A 16,685-nucleotide genomic window follows, 5' to 3' on the forward strand; every position below is an offset into this window, starting at 1 on the left:
CGGAGCGACCCAGCAACCGCCCCAACTGCCTTGCGCTCTCGCCACGGGCCTTGCCCACCATGATCGCACCTCGCTCTTCGGCGCTCAGATGGCTGTAGTGCTGTCCCATGCATCACCTCGTCGTGGGGTGTTGCACTTGATGTTAGAGACCGCCTTACTTTTCTTTTGGGCCAGCAAAAGAAAAGCAACTCGGCCGCCGGCAGGACGTCGAAACGCCCGCTGCGTAAGCGGCACGCTGGCGGTACGGCGACAATCGAAGATCGGCATTACGGGATCACCCCCTTCGACTGTTCACTGGGATGCCGAGAAGTGAAGACTGGCGCGAAAGGATCTCGCGCACAGGGTGCGCTCCTACAGGGGTAGGCTGCGCGTCGGTACATGGTGAGCACGGTGTTGCGAACGCAAGCCCGAGAGCCAGAACAAAGCGCCACTCACCCCCAGGCAATCAACCCGATCGCCCCCAACGCCAGCCCCAGCCCCAGCACATTCACCCCACTCAACCGCTCGCGGAACGCCGCCGTGCCCACCACCGCACCCAAGGCCACCACACCCAGATTCATGCTCGCGAACACCAGCGAAGGATGATCGGGCAAGGCCTGGTGGCCGCGTACGTAGAACACGATGTTGCCGAAGTTGGCCAGGCCCAGCAGCAGGCCGGCGATGGCGTCGCGCAGAGTGAAGAAGGTGCGGTCGTGCCAGCGGCGCCACAGCAGGATCGCCAGCGATACCACGAAGGCCAGTGCGAACATGGCCTGCAGCGAGGCCGCGAACGGGGTGCCCGCGCGCGCCACCTGCTTGAACAGGATGTCGATGAGGCCGAAGCCGGCGAATACCACCAGTGGCCACAGCCAGCCCCGCGCCTCGTCACTGCCGCGCGTGTCGACCTTCCACACCATGCACAGCAGCGCGAGCAGGCCGATCGCGACGCCGGCGCCCTTGGCGAGGCTCAAGGTCTCGCCGAACCACAGGAAGGCCGCCAGCAGCGAGATCAGCAGCGACAGGCGTTGCGCGGCGTCCGTGCGCACGATGCCGGCGCTGCGCACGGATGACGCCAGCGCGAGGAAGATCAGCGGCAGCAGCAGGCCCAGGCCCACGAAGCCCAGCCACGGCGCCTGCGCGCTGCGCAGCACGGCGAGTGCCGGATGGAACACGCTCCAGGTAAGCACGCTGGTCGCCACGTAGTTCCACGCGATGGCCTGGCCCACGTCCACTTGCAGCCGCCGCGCGAGCTTGAGCAGCACCGACACCAGCACGCTGCAGGCGACGCTCATCAACACATAGATCATGGAATGTCCTTGTCGGGCGGTGGCCGGGCGAGCCCCGCCTATACAACGGATCGCCTTGCGGGCGTCATCCGGCGGAATGAAGCTGCTCGGGGATCAGCTCGCGTGCGCGAAACGTTCGCGATAGCGCGCGGGGCTGAGCTTCACATGATGGCGGAAATGGTGGCGCAGCGTATCCGCGCTGCCGAAGCCGCAGACGTCCGCCACGCGCTCCACCGGGAGGTCGCTGCCTTCGAGCAGCTCGCGCGCGCGATTGAGGCGTTCGCGCGTAAGCCATTGCTTGGGCGAGCAGCCGGTGGCGTCCTCGAAGCGACGCAGCAGGGTGCGTTCGCTCATGCGCGCGCGTTCGGCGAGCTCGGGCAGCGGCAGGGGCTGGTCGAGGTGGCGCCGCATCCACTCCAGCAGCTTGCCCAGCGTCGCGCCCTGCTCCGGCAGCGGCGCCTGGATGAACTGGGCCTGCCCGCCATCGCGATGCGCCGGCACCACGGCGCGGCGCGCCACCGAGTTGGCCGCCTCCGGTCCGAAGTCGCGGCGAATCAGGTGCAGCGACAGATCCAGTGCGGCGGCGGAGCCGGCCGAGGTGAGCACGTCGCCTTCGTCGACATAGAGCACGTCCGGTTCGATGCGGATGCGCGGAAAGCGCGCGGCCAGTGCATCGGCGTAGCGCCAGTGCGTGGTCGCACGACGGCCGTCGAGCAAGCCCGTGGCGGCCAGCACGAACACGCCGGAACAGAACGACAGCAGTCGCGCGCCGTTCGCATGCGCCTTGCGCAGCGCATCGAGCAGGGCCGGTGGCGGCGCGGCATCGATCCCACGCCAGCCGGGCACGATCACCGTGCCGGCCCCGGCCAGGTCTTCGAGGCCCGCATCGGCCAGTACGCGCATGCCGCCCGCCGCGCGCATCGGCCCGCGGTCGACGGCACACAGCCTGAAGCGGTACCAGTCCTTCAGTTCGGGACGCGGCAGTCCAAACATCTCGACGGCAATACCGAATTCGAAGGTGCACAGGCCGTCGTAGACCAGCACCGCCACGTCGCGGTTGATCGGTGCGGATGGACGTCTGGAACGCTTTGGCGGATTTTTCATGGTGACTGGCATTCTTGCCAATGTCGGACGCCGGCGCCAGTGCCGATACTGGCGCCGCCTTTTCACATGGAGTCCGTCATGAGCAGTGTCGTCCAGCGCTTTCCCGCCGCCGCCAGCACCGATGCACTGGCGCATTTCCAGGCCCGCCTCGGCTTCGAAACCGACTGCGCCGACGTGTACTACGCGACCAACCACGAAACCAAGGATTTCGTGCTGCTGGACGTGCGCACCCCCACGCTCTACGCCGCCGGCCACGTGCCCGGCGCCATCAACATGCCCACGCGCACCATCAGCGAGCAGCGGCTGGCCGAGTATCCGGACGACACCTTGTTCGTCGTCTACTGCGCCGGCCCGCACTGCAACGGCGCCAACAAGGCCGCGGTGAAGCTTGCCCAGCTCGGCCGGCCGGTGAAGGAGATGATCGGCGGCCTCACCGGCTGGATCGACGAAGGCTTCGGCCTGGAGCGTTGAGGTGGACCACGTGCCCACCATCCGGCGCGCGAGCGGAGCGGACGTCACCGCCCTGCTCGCGCTCGTGGCCGAGCATGCCGCCTATGAACGCCTGCCGCAGCGGGCTGGCGAGCGGCCGGCCGCGCTCGCGGACGCACTCGACCATGAACCGCCGTGGCTGTATGCGTGGCTCGCGGAAGTCGATCGGGACGTGGTCGGCTATGCGAGCGCCACCCGCGATTTCTCCACGCTCGATGCCGCCTTCTACCTGCATATGGATTGCCTCTATGTGCGCGAAGACTGGCGAGGCCATGGCATCGGTCTCCAGCTGTGGCGGACCGTCCGCGATTTCGCCAGCACGCACCGCTGCGCCGCGCTCCAATGGCAGACACCGTGGTGGAACCTCGATGCCGCGCGTTTCTATCGCCGGCTTGGCCCGTCGGAGGTTGCCAAGCTGCGCTACCGCCTGTCGCTCGGCGAGGCCTGAGGCGCTACGATCGCCACTCCCATGGGCCAGGAGGTTTCATGCTGGAGCTTCGCCCCACTTGTGAGCAATGCAACAAGGCGCTGCCGCCGGATTCGACCGAGGCGATGATCTGCTCGTTCGAATGCACGTTCTGCAGCGATTGCGTGGCAAGCCTGCAAAACGTCTGCCCGAACTGTGGCGGCGGCTTCGCGCCTCGGCCCATCCGGCCCATGCGCGACTGGAAGAACGGCAACTCGCTGCTGCGCTATCCCGCGACGACGCACGTCACCTACAAGCCGGTCGCGCTGGCGAGCCACGCCGAATTCGCCACCGCGCCAGGCGCGCTGCCACCCGACCGGCGCTGACCGCGGACTAAGCGCAACGACAAAGCGTTGACGTACGCGTCCTAAAGATGGCGTGGCGAGTCCGCCCCTCGTTGCCGACCATGGTCATGCACCAGCCATCCCAGCCCTACCGCGAGCGATGGGTCCTGCTCGCCAAGATGGTCGCGGTACTTCTGGCGATCTTCATCACCGTCGCCGGCTCCCTATTGCTCGCGCAGCACACCGGCAGCGTGATGTCGATCTGGGTCCCCAACGGCGTTCTGGTCGCCGTGCTGCTGTATGCGCCGGAGCGGCGATGGCTGGCCTATCTGCTGCTCTACATCGCGGCCTTCATGCTGGCGCACTACGCGACGGCCGGAGGCCTGCTGGGCATGCATCCGTGGATGGCCCTCGCGCTGGCGCTGATCAACTGCCTGGAAATCCTCATCGTGGCGGCGGCGATCCACCATGGCTTTCCGAGGATCGCCGAAGACACGCGCTTCCTGCGGCTGGGCCGCATCGCGTTCGGCGCCACCCTGGTCGCGTGTGCGGTTTCCGCGCTGATGGCGGCCTTCATCCTGCGGGTGGCCATCGGCGCGCCCTACTGGAACACCGTGGACTGGTGGTTCCGCTCGCGCGTGCTGGGCATGGTGATCGTGGGCACCCTGAGCCTGGTGACGCTGATCCAGCAGCGCCGCATGTTCGGCCAGCCCGGCAGCCGCCTGCGCATGTCGCGCGACATCGCCTTGCATGCCGCCATCACCATCGCGGCCTTCGCGCAGTCACGCTATCCCCTGCTGTTCATCGTGTTCGCACCGCTGCTGTACCTGGTGTTCCACTATCGGTTCCCCGGCCTGGTGATCGGCATCGCCATCGTGTCGGCGGTGACCACGGTGGCGACGGCGCTGGGGCGCGGGCCTTTCGACCTGATCCTCGCCGTTACGCCGGGCGAACGCGCCCTGCTCGCGCAGATCTATCTCGGCGTGCTGTGCGTCGTCGCGGTGCCAGTGGCGCTTGCGCTGGCCGATCGCCGGCGGCTCGAGCGCCGGGTCAAGGACAGTGAAAGCCGCTACCGGTTGCTGGCCGATTACGCGAGCGACCTCATCATGCGCATCTCGCGCGATGGCAGGCGCCGCTATGTATCGCCGTCGGTGAAGGACCTGCTGGGCTGGGACATCGACGAGTTCATGGACAGCGGCGTCGAGCTGATCCATCCCGACGACCGCGAGCATGTCGCCGCGGCGGTCGCCCGGCTGTGGGAAACCGGCAAGCCCTCGCTCACCGAGTACCGCGTCCGCTGCCGCTCGGGCCACTACCTCTGGCTGGAAGCGCTGGCGCGCGTGGCGCCCAGCCCGGATCGCTCCGGCGAGATGGAGCTGGTCTACACCGGCCGCGACATCACCGAGGCAAAGGTGGCCCAGGAAGCGCTGGCCGAAAGCGAGCAACGGCTGCGCACGATCACCGACAACGTGCCCGCCGTCATCGCGCATATCGATGCCGAACAGCGCTACACCTTCGTCAACGGCTACGTGAGCGCCATGGTGGGCGTCGAGCCTTCCGCGATGATCGGACGCTCGGTCGAAGACGTCCGCGGCCCGGAGGTCTACGCCGTGCTCAAGCCGCACATCGAACTGGCGCTCGAAGGCACCACGACCACGTTCGAATACGAGGCGGACTACGCCAACCGGCGCTACTACTTCCAGGCCACCTACCTGCCGGCCCGCACCGCCAGCGGCGAGGCCAACGGCATCTACACGCTCACCACCGAGATCACGCGCATCAAGCAGGCGGAACAGCAGCTCGCCTTCCTCGCACACCACGACACGCTGACCGGCATCGCCAACCGGCGCTCGTTCAGCGAAGGCATCGACAAGGCGGTACGACATGCTGCATTGGTCGACGCGCCACTGTTGCTGCTGATGATCGACGTGGACCACTTCAAGCAGATCAACGATACGCACGGCCACGCGGCCGGCGATGCCGTGCTGCACGAGGTGGCGCACCGGCTGCGGGCAGCCATACGCGCATCGGATCTATTGGCGCGGCTGGGCGGTGACGAGTTCGTGATCCTGTGCGAGGACGTTGCCACGCGCGAGGAAGCCGAAGCGCTCGCGCGCAAGGTCACCGCCACCATGGCCACGCCCGTCCTGTTCGGGCATCGCCGGTTGCAGGTCACGCTCAGCGTCGGCGTGGCCCTGTGCCGCCGCATCGACACGGCCGACACGCTGATGCATATCGCCGACCAGGCGCTGTATCGCGCCAAGGAGCGTGGCCGCGCCCGCTACGACATCACCTCGGACGACGCGTGATCATCGGCACCAGCCGCCCATCCCGCGGCTTTCCTGCAGATGGAAATGGGTCTGGTGCGCGATGTTGTAGTCAGGTCCGAGCACGATGCCGAAGTAGCGGCAGCCTTCGTCTTCCACGCGGTGCAGGAACACGCCGGACGATCCGCGATGCCAATCGCTGCCGATCCGCACCACGCGGCCATCGCCCAGCCGGAACGCGGTGACGTCGATGGCCTCGGCGGTGGCATGCGAGCTCAGCGCCGCGTCCTGTTCGCCATACACGTTGCGGCAGGCATAACTGCCGACGTGATCCATCGTACGGACCGGTTGCCCGAATACCGCTTCCGCCGCCGGCTGCATCACGTGGCGGTCCAGCATCACCAGCGATGCAGCCAACGGGCAGGTCACCGTGGTGGGGTGCGTCAGCTGCGCGATGCCGGTGCCGCTCAACTGCACGGCATCGTGCCAGCCGCATCCGTCGCGGCCGGCGTGGTCCGGCAGCGGGGTGAACCGCGCGCCGGCCTGCGCGAGCGCGGCACGGCAGCGCGCGGGATCCTCATCCAGACGGTGCAGCTTGTAGCGCAGGAACAGGTCGGGTTCGGCGCGCACGTCCAGCGGCGCCCACGGATTGAAGCGGTCCGGCGGACGCCAGCCGCTGAGCCAGAGGCCCAGCACCACCACCACAAGCAACAGCAGCAGGAGCAGCGTGACGCGCATGAGGCGACGCTAGCCGCGGTTTCGTCATGGCGGGGTATGCGCGGCGTCGCGCCCTAGGGCAACACTGACTGCGTATCGCCGCCGTCATGATCCTGGAAGGCTCGCCGGCTGCGTCGCGTGGCGCCGGGAAGACTGGCCGTCTTGCCAAGCCGCGCGGCGCAGCCGGCGGGCCTTCCAGACATCACCCATCATGGAAGAACTCACCGGTTGGGTCCGCCCCGTCTGTCCGCAGGCCATAGGGCGGGTGACGACGCGAAGCTAGTCCCGTGGGGCGACGCGAAGCTAGTCCCGTGGGACGACGGCGATACGCAGTCAGTGTTGCCCTAAGGCTGGGTCCGCTTCTTCGCGAGCGGCGTTGCCTCCGGCGGCGCGGGTTCCCAGCCGAACACGCTGCGTCCGCCGTAGGCGTGCGAAAGACGGCGCTCTTCGGCAATCAGCCCGGGGACGGACGGACCACGCGCATCCCGCTCCAGCCGGCGCGACTGCTCGTCCAGCCGACGCAGCGCCGCCATGCGCTCGTCGTTCCCCAGCTTCGACTGCGTGATCGCGCTCTTCAGTACGTCGATGGTGTGGTCGTACACGCGCGTAGGCACGGGGAACGGGTGGCGATCCTTGCCGCCGTGCGCCATCGAGAAGCGCGCCGGGTCGGTAAAGCGGCACGGTGCACCATGCAGTACCTCGGCCACCATCGCCAACGCACGCACCGTGCGTGCACCCACGCCCGGCACCTGCAGCAGTTCGGTGAAATCCCTGGGGCCATTCGCCGCGGCGGCCGCGAGATTGCCGTGCAGGCGGCGCGTGACCACGTCGCTGGCGCGCACGTCATGATGGTCGGGCAGCATCAGGTGCGGCAGCAGTCCGAGTTGCAACGGCGCCTCGGGCCGTGCGCGATCGCCTTCGAGCAACTGCAACTCGCGCAGGATGCGGTCGGGGCCCAGCGTATGCAGCAGTTCCAGCTGCGCATCGCGCGAGTCGCGCGCACGACGGTCGGCGAGATTGATGATGCGTCCCTGGCCGGGGCCATCCACCGCGGCATGCGGATCATCGAGGAAACCTTGCAGGCCTTCCGACAGCCAGTGATAGCGACGCGCCTGGCGGCGCTCGCCGTTCATGCCCTGCTGGATCACCACCCAGCGGCCTTCGTCGCTGACCACGAAGCCATGCAGGTACAGATCGAAACCGTCCTGCACCGCGGCGCTGTCCACCTTCGCCACCAGCCGGCTCGCCTGCGCCAGCGCGGCGCCGTCAAAACCCACGCGCTCGCCGATGCCCATGAGCTCCGCCGGCGTCGCGCGCGAGTGCTTGCCACGGCCGCCGCACACGTGGATGCCCAGCTCGCCGGACATCGGCGCGAGCCCACGCTTGAGTGCGCCGATCACGCTGGTGGTGATGCCGGAGGAATGCCAATCCATGCCCATCACGGCGCCGAAGCACTGGAACCAGAACGGATGCGCAAGACGACGCAGCAGTTCGTCGCGGCCGTATTCGCGCACGATCGCCTCGGCCATCAGCGCGCCAAGCTTCGTCATGCGATCGGCCAGCCAGCGCGGCACGCGGCCGCCATGCAGCGGCAGGTCGGCGCTTCCGGATCGTCGGCTCATGCGTTGGGAACTCCACGAACGGCGCGCACCCGCGCGCATGCGGGGTGAAGTATCGCAAAGCCGCGTCTCGCGTCGCGCGACGACAGCCACGCCCGCGGCCGGCTTTTGTCGTGTACGCGATAAGCGGGCGACAGGTTCAGACGCGCGCTCGGCGCTCGTACTGATGGCTCATTCGCGCGCGGCCAGCGCGCGATTCACCCGCAGCGCCAGCAGCGTGCACAACACGCCCGACAGCAGATAGGCACTGACCGCCACCAGCCCGAAGCGCATCGACAAACCCAACGCGACCAGCGGCGCAAACGCCGCGCCGATCAGCCAGGCGAAGTCGGTGGTGAAGGCCGCGCCCGTATAACGCAGGTGCATCTCGAAGTTGGACGTCACGCTGCCGGCCGCCTGCCCGTAGGAAAGACCCAGACCGCCGAATCCAAGGATAATGAAGGCGTCCTGCCCCCACTTGCCGCCGCCCAGCAGCCATGGCGTGATCAGCGCGAAGATCGCGATCAGCGCGGCCATGGTGCCCAGCGTGGTGCGTCGACCCACGCGATCGGCCAGCAGGCCGGAGATGATCATGCCGAGGATGCACGCGAACGCGCCAATGATCTCCGCCACCAGCACCGAGTTCACCGGCTGCATCGAGCCGAGCACGATCCATGACAGCGGGAAGATCGTCACCAGGTGGAACAACGCGTAGCTGGCGAGCGCGGCGAACGCGCCGATGAAGATGTTGTAGCCCTGCGTGCGCAGGATGGTCAGGCTGCCGACGGGTTCGAGTTCGCGCTCTTCCATCGCGACGGTGTATTCCTCCGTCACCACCAGGCGCAGGCGTGCGAACAAGGCCACCACATTGATGGCGAAGGCGACGAAGAACGGATAGCGCCAGCCCCAGTCGATGAAGTCTTCATCGGAAAGGCTTTCGTGCAGGAACAGGAACAAGGCGCCGGCCACCAGGAAACCGATCGGCGCGGAGAGTTGCCCGAGCATCGCGTACCAGCCGCGCTTGTCCGGCGGCGCATTCAATGCGAGCAGCGAGGGCAGGCCGTCCCACGAACCGCCCAGCGCAATACCCTGCAGGATGCGGAACAGCACCAGCAACCCGATCGCCCAGTCACCGACCTGTCGGTAGCTGGGCAGGAACGCCATGCCCGCCGTGGCGCTGCCGAGCAGGAACAGCGCGATGGTGAGCTTGGTGCCGCGACTCCAACGCCGCTGGAAATCCATGAACAACGCTGTGCCGAACGGCCGCGCGATGAAGGCCAGTGAAAAGACCGTGAAAGCGTAAAGCATGCCGTGCAGCGTGTCGGTGAAAGGAAACAGCACCTGCGGAAACACCAGTGCGCAAGAAATACCGAACACGAAGAAATCGAAGTGCTCGGACGTACGACCGATGATCACGCCGACGGCAATCTCTCCGGGAGCCACCCTTGCGTGCGCATGCAGGCGACCGATCTGCTCCGCCGAGTGTTCCGGTGCGCCGCCATGTTCGGGGTACGTGCTTGACATAGTCGTTACTCGGGAAGGGGGAGGATGTCCCGGCCAACTGCATGGCGCCGCCACGCCTTGGCCGCGACAGAAGAGGGTGGATGCGCTTCTGTCCGGCGCCGATCGGCGGACCGTTCAACCATACCCATAACATCGGTTGCGCCGGTGACGTCTATGAAGGCTTTGCGTGGATGGCTGCTTTTCACCGTGACTCTGCCGCTGGCGGGGTGCCAGTCGGTGCTGATGTCGCCGTCCGGCGACCTGGCCAGGCAACAGCGGGACCTCATCATCACTTCAACCGTGTTGATGCTGCTCATCATCGTTCCCGTGATCGTGCTGACGCTGTGGTTCGCCTGGCATTTCCGCGCATCCAACAAGAAAGCCACCTACGATCCCGACTGGGATCACTCGACCATCCTTGAACTGCTGATCTGGTCGGCGCCGCTCCTGATCATCATCGCGCTCGGTGCCATCACGTGGGTCAGCACGCACAAGCTCGATCCGTACCGGCCGCTCGACCAGCTTGCACCCGGCCGTCCCATTCCCGCCAATGCGCGACCGCTGACCGTGTACGTGGTGGCGCTCGACTGGAAGTGGCTGTTCATATACCCCGAACAGGGCATTGCCACCGTGAACGAACTGGCCGCACCGGTCGATCGGCCGATCAACTTCAAGATTACGGCGTCGACGGTGATGAACTCGTTCTTCATTCCCGCGCTCGCCGGTCAGATCTATGCGATGCCCGGCATGGAGACCACGCTGCAGGCGGTGATCAACCGACCGGGCGAGTTCGAGGGCTTCTCCGCCAACTACAGCGGGCTGGGTTTCTCCGGCATGCACTTCGTCTTCCACGGCATGAACGAAGGCGATTTCGGCCGCTGGGTCGAACGCGCGAAGGGCGGCGGGGGCGACCTGAGTCGTGAGGCGTACGTGAAGCTTGCCCAGCCCAGCCGCTACGAGCCCGTGCATGCCTACGCAACAGTGGCGCCCGGTCTCTACCAGGCCATCCTCACGCAATGCGTGGACCCCAACAGCCGCGCATGCATGACCAGCACGCGCCCGGCGGGCGACACGCATACCGGCGACATGGAAGGCATGTCGATGTCCTCCCGTACCGAATGAATGCCGTGGTGATGCCATGCCCGATCTGACCAAACTGCTGTTCGGCCGTCTGACGCTCGAATCGCTGCCCTTCCACGAGCCGATCCTGGTCGGCACGTTTGCCGTGGTGGCGCTCGGCGGCATCGCCTTGCTCGGCGTGATCACCTACTACCGGCTGTGGGGCTACCTGTGGCGCGAGTGGTTCACCAGCATCGACCACAAGAAGATCGGGATCATGTACATGATCCTCGGCTTCGTGATGCTGCTGCGCGGCTTCTCCGACGCCATCATGATGCGCGCGCAGCAGGCCATCGCCTTCGGCGACAACATGGGCTACCTGCCGCCGCATCACTACGACCAGATCTTCACGGCGCACGGCGTGATCATGATCTTCTTCGTGGCCATGCCGATGGTGACGGGCCTGATGAACTTCGTGATGCCGCTGCAGATCGGCGCGCGCGACGTGGCGTTTCCGTTCCTCAACAATTTCAGCTTCTGGATGACGGTGGCCGGCGCACTGCTGGTGATGGCCTCGCTGTTCATCGGCGAATTCGCGCGCACCGGCTGGCTCGCCTACCCGCCGCTGTCGGATATCGTGTCCAGCCCGGATGCGGGCGTCGACTACTACATCTGGGCTTTGCAGATAGCAGGCGTGGGCACGTTGTTATCGGGCATCAACCTGCTGGTGACCATCGTGAAGATGCGTGCGCCTGGCATGACGCTGATGAAGATGCCGGTGTTCACCTGGACGGCGCTGTGCACCAACGTGCTGATCGTGGCCGCGTTTCCGGTACTTACCGCGGTACTCGCCATGCTGGCGCTGGATCGCTACGTGGGCACCAACTTCTTCACCACGGCATCGGGCGGCAACGCCATGATGTACATAAACTTCATCTGGATCTGGGGCCACCCCGAGGTCTACATCCTGGTGCTTCCCGCCTTCGGCATCTATTCCGAAGTCACCGCCACCTTTTGCCGCAAGCCGCTGTTCGGCTACGCCTCGATGGTCTACGCCACGGTGGTGATCACCGTGCTGTCGTTCCTCGTGTGGCTGCACCACTTCTTCACGATGGGCTCGGGCGCCAACGTCAACGCGTTCTTCGGCATCACGACGATGATCATCTCCATTCCCACCGGGGCGAAGATCTTCAACTGGCTGTTCACCATGTACCGCGGCCGCGTGGAGTTCGAGATACCGATGATGTGGACGGTGGCCTTCATGGTCACCTTCGTCATCGGCGGCATGACCGGCGTGCTGCTGGCGGTACCGCCGGCGGACTTCTCGCTGCACAACAGCCTGTTCCTGGTGGCCCACTTCCACAACGTGATCATCGGCGGCGTGCTGTTCGGCCTGTTCGCCGGCATCAACTACTGGTTCCCCAAGGCGTTCGGCTTCCGGCTCGATCGCTTCTGGGGCAAGTGCTCGTTCTGGTTCTGGCTGATCGGCTTCTATTTCGCCTTCATGCCGCTGTACGTGATGGGCCTGATGGGCGTGACGCGCCGCCTCAACCATTTCGACGATCCCTCGTTGCGCATCTGGACCTACCTGGCAGCGTTCGGCGCGTTCCTCATCCTGCTCGGCATCGGCTGCACCATCATGCAGTTCTACGTGAGCTTCCGTCGCCGCGTGGAGCTGCGCGACGTCACCGGCGATCCCTGGCACGGCCGCACGCTGGAATGGTCGACCTCGTCGCCACCGCCACCGTACAACTTCGCGTTCACGCCGCGCATCCACGACCACGATGCGTGGTGGATGATGAAGAAGCACAAGTACGAACGGCCGCTGGAAGGCTTCCGTCCCATCCACATGCCGCACAACACCGGCACCGGGTTCATCCTCGGTGCGCTGAGCTTCGTGTTTGGCTTCGCGATGATCTGGTACATGTGGCTGGTGGCTGCGCTGTCGTTCCTGGCGATCCTGGTGGTCGCCATCACGCACACCTTCAATTACGAGCGCGAGTACTACATCCCTGCCGATGAAGTGCACCGCGTCGAACAATCCCGCACGGAGCTACTGGCCAGCCATGTCTGACATGTCCTCCACGATGACGCCGGGCAGCGGGCCGACCGAGAAGCTGCTGTTCCACGAGGCGCAGGATTACCACCCCGCGAACGGCACCCTGCTCGGCTTCTGGGTGTACCTGATGAGCGACTGCCTCATCTTCGCCTGCCTGTTCGCGGCCTACGGCGTGCTGGGCCGCGAATATGCCGGTGGCCCGACCGGCGCCGAGGTGCTGGAACTGCCCACGGTGGCGCTCAACACGACGCTGCTGCTGCTTTCGTCCATCACCTACGGTTTCGCCGTGCTGGAAATGCAGCGCGACCGGAAGAATCCGATGCTGCTGTGGCTGGTGATCACCGGCCTGCTGGGCCTGGGCTTTCTCACCGTGGAGCTGCGCGAGTTTGCGCACCTCATCGCCGAGGGCAACGGTCCGCAGCGCAGCGCTTTTCTCACCTCGTTCTTCAGCCTGGTGGGCACGCACGGCCTGCACGTCACCTGCGGCATCCTCTGGCTGATCGTGCTGATGGTGCAGGTGATGAAGAAAGGCCTGATCCACGCCAACAAGCGCCGACTGCTGTGCCTGTCGATGTTCTGGCACTTCCTCGACGTGGTGTGGGTGGGCGTCTTCAGCTTCGTGTACCTGATGGGGGTGTTGCCATGAGCGCGCATGACGAACTGCAGCACGCCCACGACGACCACGGCCACGACGACCTGGGCATCCACGCCACCTTCAGGGGTTACATGACCGGCTTCGTGCTGGCGGTGATCCTCACCGTCATCCCGTTCTGGCTGGTGATGGGGCACGTGGTCAAGGACTCGGCCGCCGCGGCGGTGATCATCCTTGGCCTGGCGGCCGTGCAGATCGTGGTGCACATGATCTACTTCCTGCACATGAATTCGAAATCCGAGGGCGGCTGGAACATGCTGGCGCTGGTGTTCACCATCGTGCTCGTGGTGATCACGCTCAGCGGCTCGATCTGGATCATGTACCACCTCAACCACAACATGATGCCGCTGATGGATACGTCGAACCTGCCTTAGGGCAACACTGAATTAGTATTGCCCTAGACTATGGCGCGTTCCCACCGCAGCCCCATCGATGACTGACGAACCGATCCGCCGACCGCGCGGCCCCGTCGCACTGGCCTTGTTCGCCCTGTTGGGGCTCGTGCTGTTCAGCAGCTTCGTCGCGCTTGGCACCTGGCAGGTGAAGCGGCTTTCCTGGAAACGCGACTTGATCGCCCGCGTGGATGCGCGCGTCCACGCGACGCCCGTAGCGACACCCACGCCCGACCAATGGCCTGCCATCACGGCCGAATCCGCGGAGTATCGGCACGTGTCGCTGCATGGCCGCTTCCTGCACGACCGTCAGACGCTGGTATGGACGGCCACCGATTTCGGCAGCGGCTATTGGGTGATGACGCCGCTGCAACAAGACGATGGCTCGATCGTGCTGGTCAATCGCGGCTTTGCGCCCGCCGACTGGTGTGGCGCCAAGCGCGCCTGCCCGCTCGGCCCCGTGGGCGAGACGGCACTCACTGGCCTGCTGCGCATGAGCGAGCCCTCTGGGCTACTGCGCAGCAACGATTCCGCGCGCAACAGCTGGTACACGCGCGATGTGGCGGCCATCGCCAAGGCGCGCGGCCTCGATCGTGCTGCACCGTTCTTCGTCGACGAAGATGCCGCGCCCGGCACCCTCGACCAGGGCAAACCCTCATGGCCACAAGGCGGCCTGACGGTGACCGCGTTTCCCAACAACCACCTGAGTTATCTGATCACCTGGTACGCATTGGCGCTGCTGGTGCTGGGCGCCGCGATCTATGTAGGCCGCGACGAATACCGCTTGCGCAGAACTCAGCCCGGCCCATTGTAGGAGCGCACCCAGTGCGCGACCGCAACGTGTGCCGTCCCCGGTGCACTCGATGGTCGCCATGCCACGCACCGTGCAGGTGGGGCAGGTTGATCGCGCACTGGGTGCGCTCCTACAAAAGAGGCACGATGCCGTTACATATGCAGGAACGACTTGCCCTGCTTCAGCACCGTATCGCACACCTTCGTGGTGATCTGCGACTTCAGGTCGCTCGAACCGCCGCCGACGCTGTTGAGATCCATGTGCTGGCCGTTGCTGCCCTGCAGGATGCCCTTCGCGCCGCTGAGATAACCGGGATCGCTGGTGCCGCCCGATGTGCCGGAGGCATCGGCATGGGACGATGACTTCTTCTTGCCGGTGAGCTGGCCCAGCATGTCGCTGGTGTTCGAACCCTGATCCGAATTGCTCGAGGCCGACGTGGAACCGCCGCCCAGCTTGCCCATCAACTGCTGCTGGATGCCCGAGGCGCCCGAATCGCCGCCGAGATAGTTGTTCTTCACGCAGTACTCCAGCAGGCCGGCCACGTTGCCCATGCTGCCCGACGTCATGGATCCGCCGCCGGGAATCATGCTGCCCAGCTTGCCGAGATCCTGCGCGCCGCCCGTGCTGCAGGCGAGGCTCAAGGCGATGGCCACACAGCCCGTGGTGATGCCGCTGATGCGCTTGTTCATGTCTGTCTCCCTCCGTCAGGTGCGGGCATTCAACACCCTGGATCGTTACGTCCGTGTCACTGGCGAACTGATCCACGACGGCTTCACGAATCCGCCGCGATAGTGGATTCGCCGCGGAGTTGGGGAACCGTCCGGCACACCCGACAGTGACAGCGCACCACTCGTTGTTCGTTCAACGGAGTCGCAGCCATGGTATCGATGAAGAAGCGCGAGCGCGCCTGGACCGCCGTCTTGCTGTTCGTCGTCGTCGCCCTGACAGGCTTCGGCAGCGTCGCCTCGGAACGCGTCAGTTTCGACAAGGGCGCCAACTCCGCCACATTCACCGCCGCGCTGGGCGAAGGACACGACTACGTGCTGGGCGCCAAGGCCGGGCAGACACTGACGGTAGCCTTGCAGGGCCCCAGCGGCGTGTATTTCAACGTGGTGCCGCCGAACAGCCAGGAAGCGCTGGTCAACACATCGATCACCGGTGACGCGCGGTGGAGCGGCGACGTGAAACGGGATGGCGATTACACCGTGCGCGTGTACCAGATGCGGTCCGCGACGCCCCAGGGCAAGAACCCGACGTTCACCATCACGCTCGCCGTGCGTTGATCCTCGATCGGGAGCGCACCCAGTGCGCGACCGCAGCAATGCGAGGGGTCATTGCGGGGATCGCGATCGCGCACTGGGTGCGCTCCCGGCGTGGCTTACTTCGCGCGCAGCGCTGCCGCCTCGCGGGCAAGTTGTTCGATGCCGGCCCAGTCGCCGTTGCGCAGCTTGTCGGCCGGCGTCAGCCATGAACCGCCGACGCAGATGACGTTGGGCAATGACAGGAAATCCGGTGCCGTCGCGAGCGAGATGCCACCCGTGGGGCAGAACTTCATCTGCGGCAGCGGGCTGGCCCATGCACCCACCAGCTTGGCGCCACCGGCCGGCACCGCGGGGAAGAACTTCACGTGGCGATAGCCGCGTTCGAGCAGCGTCATCACTTCGCTCGCGGTGGCCGTGCCCGGCAACAGCGGAAGTTCGCTGTCGTCGGCCGCGTCGAGCAGGCCGGGTGATACGCCGGGCGATACCGCGAAGCGCGCACCGGCCTTCTGCGCCGCGCGAAGATCCTTGGCGCTGAGCACGGTGCCCACGCCGACCACGGCGCCTTCCACTTCCTCGGCGACCGCCTTGATGGCGTCGAGCGCGGCGGGCGTGCGCAGCGTGATCTCGATGGCTGGCGTGCCACCGGCGACCAGTGCGCGCGCCATCGGCACCGCGTCACGCGCGTTTTCGATGATCACCACCGGCACCACCGGCGCCAGGCGCAAGGTGGCTTCAACCTGCTGCTGTTTCTGTTCGATGCTCATGGTGTTCCGTG

18 protein-coding genes are annotated in these 16,685 nt (G+C 66.0%); 10 read left to right on the forward strand and 8 right to left on the reverse strand.

Annotation, left to right across the window (positions count from 1 at the left end):
* The 3 genes from CA260_RS21550 to ftrA all read right to left on the reverse strand — a co-directional run.
* The coding region (locus tag CA260_RS21550) for a helix-turn-helix domain-containing protein (protein ID WP_146745395.1) at nt 1–109 on the reverse strand (109 nt) is incomplete at its 3' end.
* A 322-nt stretch (nt 110–431) separates the two neighbouring features.
* Nucleotides 432–1,286 carry an EamA/RhaT family transporter gene (locus CA260_RS20225; RefSeq protein ID WP_111984882.1) on the reverse strand — a complete coding sequence of 285 codons (855 nt, stop codon included), beginning with the start codon at nt 1,284–1,286 and terminating at the stop codon, nt 432–434.
* 93 nt (nt 1,287–1,379) lie between these two features.
* Nucleotides 1,380–2,369 (reverse strand): transcriptional regulator FtrA, encoded by a 990-nt coding sequence (gene ftrA / locus CA260_RS20230; protein WP_111984883.1) that lies wholly within the window; start codon nt 2,367–2,369, stop codon nt 1,380–1,382.
* A 78-nt stretch (nt 2,370–2,447) separates the two neighbouring features.
* Here ftrA and CA260_RS20235 point away from each other — a divergent pair, with 78 nt between their 5' ends.
* The 4 genes from CA260_RS20235 to CA260_RS20250 all read left to right on the forward strand — a co-directional run bounded on the left by CA260_RS20235 (nt 2,448) and on the right by CA260_RS20250 (nt 5,917).
* A complete protein-coding gene (locus tag CA260_RS20235) occupies nt 2,448–2,840 on the forward strand; it encodes a rhodanese-like domain-containing protein (protein ID WP_111984884.1) in 393 nt (130 codons plus the stop codon).
* 1 nt (nt 2,841) lies between these two features.
* Complete coding sequence (locus CA260_RS20240; RefSeq protein WP_111984885.1) at nt 2,842–3,306, forward strand: GNAT family N-acetyltransferase; 465 nt, start codon at nt 2,842–2,844, stop codon at nt 3,304–3,306.
* A 38-nt stretch (nt 3,307–3,344) separates the two neighbouring features.
* Entirely contained in the window at nt 3,345–3,650 is a 306-nt protein-coding gene (locus CA260_RS20245; protein WP_111984886.1) for a DUF1272 domain-containing protein, read from the forward strand.
* A gap of 86 nt (nt 3,651–3,736) precedes the next feature.
* Nucleotides 3,737–5,917 (forward strand): sensor domain-containing diguanylate cyclase, encoded by a 2,181-nt coding sequence (locus CA260_RS20250; protein WP_172461940.1) that lies wholly within the window; start codon nt 3,737–3,739, stop codon nt 5,915–5,917.
* Here CA260_RS20250 and CA260_RS20255 read toward each other — a convergent pair whose 3' ends face one another.
* The 3 genes from CA260_RS20255 to CA260_RS20265 form a co-directional block, all read right to left on the reverse strand.
* Nucleotides 5,918–6,613, reverse strand: a complete 696-nt coding sequence (locus CA260_RS20255; protein WP_111984888.1) for an extensin family protein — start codon at nt 6,611–6,613, stop codon at nt 5,918–5,920.
* A 323-nt stretch (nt 6,614–6,936) separates the two neighbouring features.
* Complete coding sequence (locus CA260_RS20260; protein ID WP_425479759.1) at nt 6,937–8,253, reverse strand: DUF763 domain-containing protein; 1,317 nt, start codon at nt 8,251–8,253, stop codon at nt 6,937–6,939.
* Nucleotides 8,254–8,382: 129 nt separating this feature from the next.
* Nucleotides 8,383–9,714, reverse strand: coding sequence for an MFS transporter (locus CA260_RS20265; RefSeq protein WP_111984890.1), 1,332 nt, complete (start codon nt 9,712–9,714; stop codon nt 8,383–8,385).
* 153 nt (nt 9,715–9,867) lie between these two features.
* Between CA260_RS20265 and cyoA the strand changes: the two genes are divergently transcribed.
* The 5 genes from cyoA to CA260_RS20290 are packed head-to-tail and all read left to right on the forward strand — an operon-like array spanning nt 9,868 to nt 14,669.
* Entirely contained in the window at nt 9,868–10,815 is a 948-nt protein-coding gene (gene cyoA, locus CA260_RS20270) for a ubiquinol oxidase subunit II (protein ID WP_111984891.1), read from the forward strand.
* A gap of 37 nt (nt 10,816–10,852) precedes the next feature.
* Nucleotides 10,853–12,826, forward strand: coding sequence for a cytochrome o ubiquinol oxidase subunit I (cyoB, locus tag CA260_RS20275; RefSeq protein ID WP_202864124.1), 1,974 nt, complete (start codon nt 10,853–10,855; stop codon nt 12,824–12,826).
* Nucleotides 12,819–13,457, forward strand: coding sequence for a cytochrome o ubiquinol oxidase subunit III (cyoC, locus tag CA260_RS20280; protein ID WP_111984893.1), 639 nt, complete (start codon nt 12,819–12,821; stop codon nt 13,455–13,457). Before cyoB ends, cyoC begins: the two co-directional genes overlap by 8 nt.
* Nucleotides 13,454–13,837 carry a cytochrome o ubiquinol oxidase subunit IV gene (cyoD, locus tag CA260_RS20285; protein ID WP_111984894.1) on the forward strand — a complete coding sequence of 128 codons (384 nt, stop codon included), beginning with the start codon at nt 13,454–13,456 and terminating at the stop codon, nt 13,835–13,837. The genes cyoC and cyoD overlap by 4 nt, the downstream gene beginning before the upstream one ends.
* Nucleotides 13,838–13,895: 58 nt before the next feature.
* Nucleotides 13,896–14,669: an SURF1 family protein gene (locus CA260_RS20290; protein WP_111984895.1), complete on the forward strand. Its 774-nt coding sequence runs from the start codon at nt 13,896–13,898 to the stop codon at nt 14,667–14,669.
* A 131-nt stretch (nt 14,670–14,800) separates the two neighbouring features.
* Here the strand turns inward: CA260_RS20290 and CA260_RS20295 are convergent, their stop codons facing one another.
* A complete protein-coding gene (locus CA260_RS20295; protein ID WP_111984896.1) occupies nt 14,801–15,337 on the reverse strand; it encodes a DUF2501 domain-containing protein in 537 nt (178 codons plus the stop codon).
* Between the two features lie 189 nt (nt 15,338–15,526).
* Here CA260_RS20295 and CA260_RS20300 point away from each other — a divergent pair, with 189 nt between their 5' ends.
* Nucleotides 15,527–15,931 (forward strand): hypothetical protein, encoded by a 405-nt coding sequence (locus CA260_RS20300; protein WP_111984897.1) that lies wholly within the window; start codon nt 15,527–15,529, stop codon nt 15,929–15,931.
* Nucleotides 15,932–16,026: 95 nt separating this feature from the next.
* On the opposite strand, the gene eda is transcribed toward CA260_RS20300, so the two are convergent.
* Entirely contained in the window at nt 16,027–16,674 is a 648-nt protein-coding gene (gene eda, locus CA260_RS20305) for a bifunctional 4-hydroxy-2-oxoglutarate aldolase/2-dehydro-3-deoxy-phosphogluconate aldolase (protein WP_111984898.1), read from the reverse strand.
* Between the last annotated feature and the right edge of the window lie 11 nt (nt 16,675–16,685).

Source organism: Dyella jiangningensis (genome assembly GCF_003264855.1).
Taxonomy (GTDB): Bacteria; Pseudomonadota; Gammaproteobacteria; order Xanthomonadales; family Rhodanobacteraceae; genus Dyella; species Dyella jiangningensis_C.

Bases quoted from the DNA above. Each gene is read 5' to 3' on its own strand.
- CA260_RS20255 (WP_111984888.1), bottom strand. From the start codon at position 6,613: ATGCGCGTCACGCTGCTCCTGCTGCTGTTGCTTGTGGTGGTGGTGCTG.
- CA260_RS20245 (WP_111984886.1), top strand. From the start codon at position 3,345: ATGCTGGAGCTTCGCCCCACTTGTGAGCAATGCAACAAGGCGCTGCCG.
- ftrA (WP_111984883.1), bottom strand. From the start codon at position 2,369: ATGAAAAATCCGCCAAAGCGTTCCAGACGTCCATCCGCACCGATCAAC.
- cyoA (WP_111984891.1), top strand. From the start codon at position 9,868: ATGAAGGCTTTGCGTGGATGGCTGCTTTTCACCGTGACTCTGCCGCTG.
- CA260_RS20235 (WP_111984884.1), top strand. From the start codon at position 2,448: ATGAGCAGTGTCGTCCAGCGCTTTCCCGCCGCCGCCAGCACCGATGCA.
- cyoD (WP_111984894.1), top strand. From the start codon at position 13,454: ATGAGCGCGCATGACGAACTGCAGCACGCCCACGACGACCACGGCCAC.
- CA260_RS20295 (WP_111984896.1), bottom strand. From the start codon at position 15,337: ATGAACAAGCGCATCAGCGGCATCACCACGGGCTGTGTGGCCATCGCC.
- CA260_RS20250 (WP_172461940.1), top strand. From the start codon at position 3,737: ATGCACCAGCCATCCCAGCCCTACCGCGAGCGATGGGTCCTGCTCGCC.
- CA260_RS20260 (WP_425479759.1), bottom strand. From the start codon at position 8,253: ATGCGCGCGGGTGCGCGCCGTTCGTGGAGTTCCCAACGCATGAGCCGA.
- CA260_RS20300 (WP_111984897.1), top strand. From the start codon at position 15,527: ATGGTATCGATGAAGAAGCGCGAGCGCGCCTGGACCGCCGTCTTGCTG.
- CA260_RS20225 (WP_111984882.1), bottom strand. From the start codon at position 1,286: ATGATCTATGTGTTGATGAGCGTCGCCTGCAGCGTGCTGGTGTCGGTG.
- eda (WP_111984898.1), bottom strand. From the start codon at position 16,674: ATGAGCATCGAACAGAAACAGCAGCAGGTTGAAGCCACCTTGCGCCTG.
- CA260_RS20290 (WP_111984895.1), top strand. From the start codon at position 13,896: ATGACTGACGAACCGATCCGCCGACCGCGCGGCCCCGTCGCACTGGCC.
- cyoC (WP_111984893.1), top strand. From the start codon at position 12,819: ATGTCTGACATGTCCTCCACGATGACGCCGGGCAGCGGGCCGACCGAG.
- CA260_RS20265 (WP_111984890.1), bottom strand. From the start codon at position 9,714: ATGTCAAGCACGTACCCCGAACATGGCGGCGCACCGGAACACTCGGCG.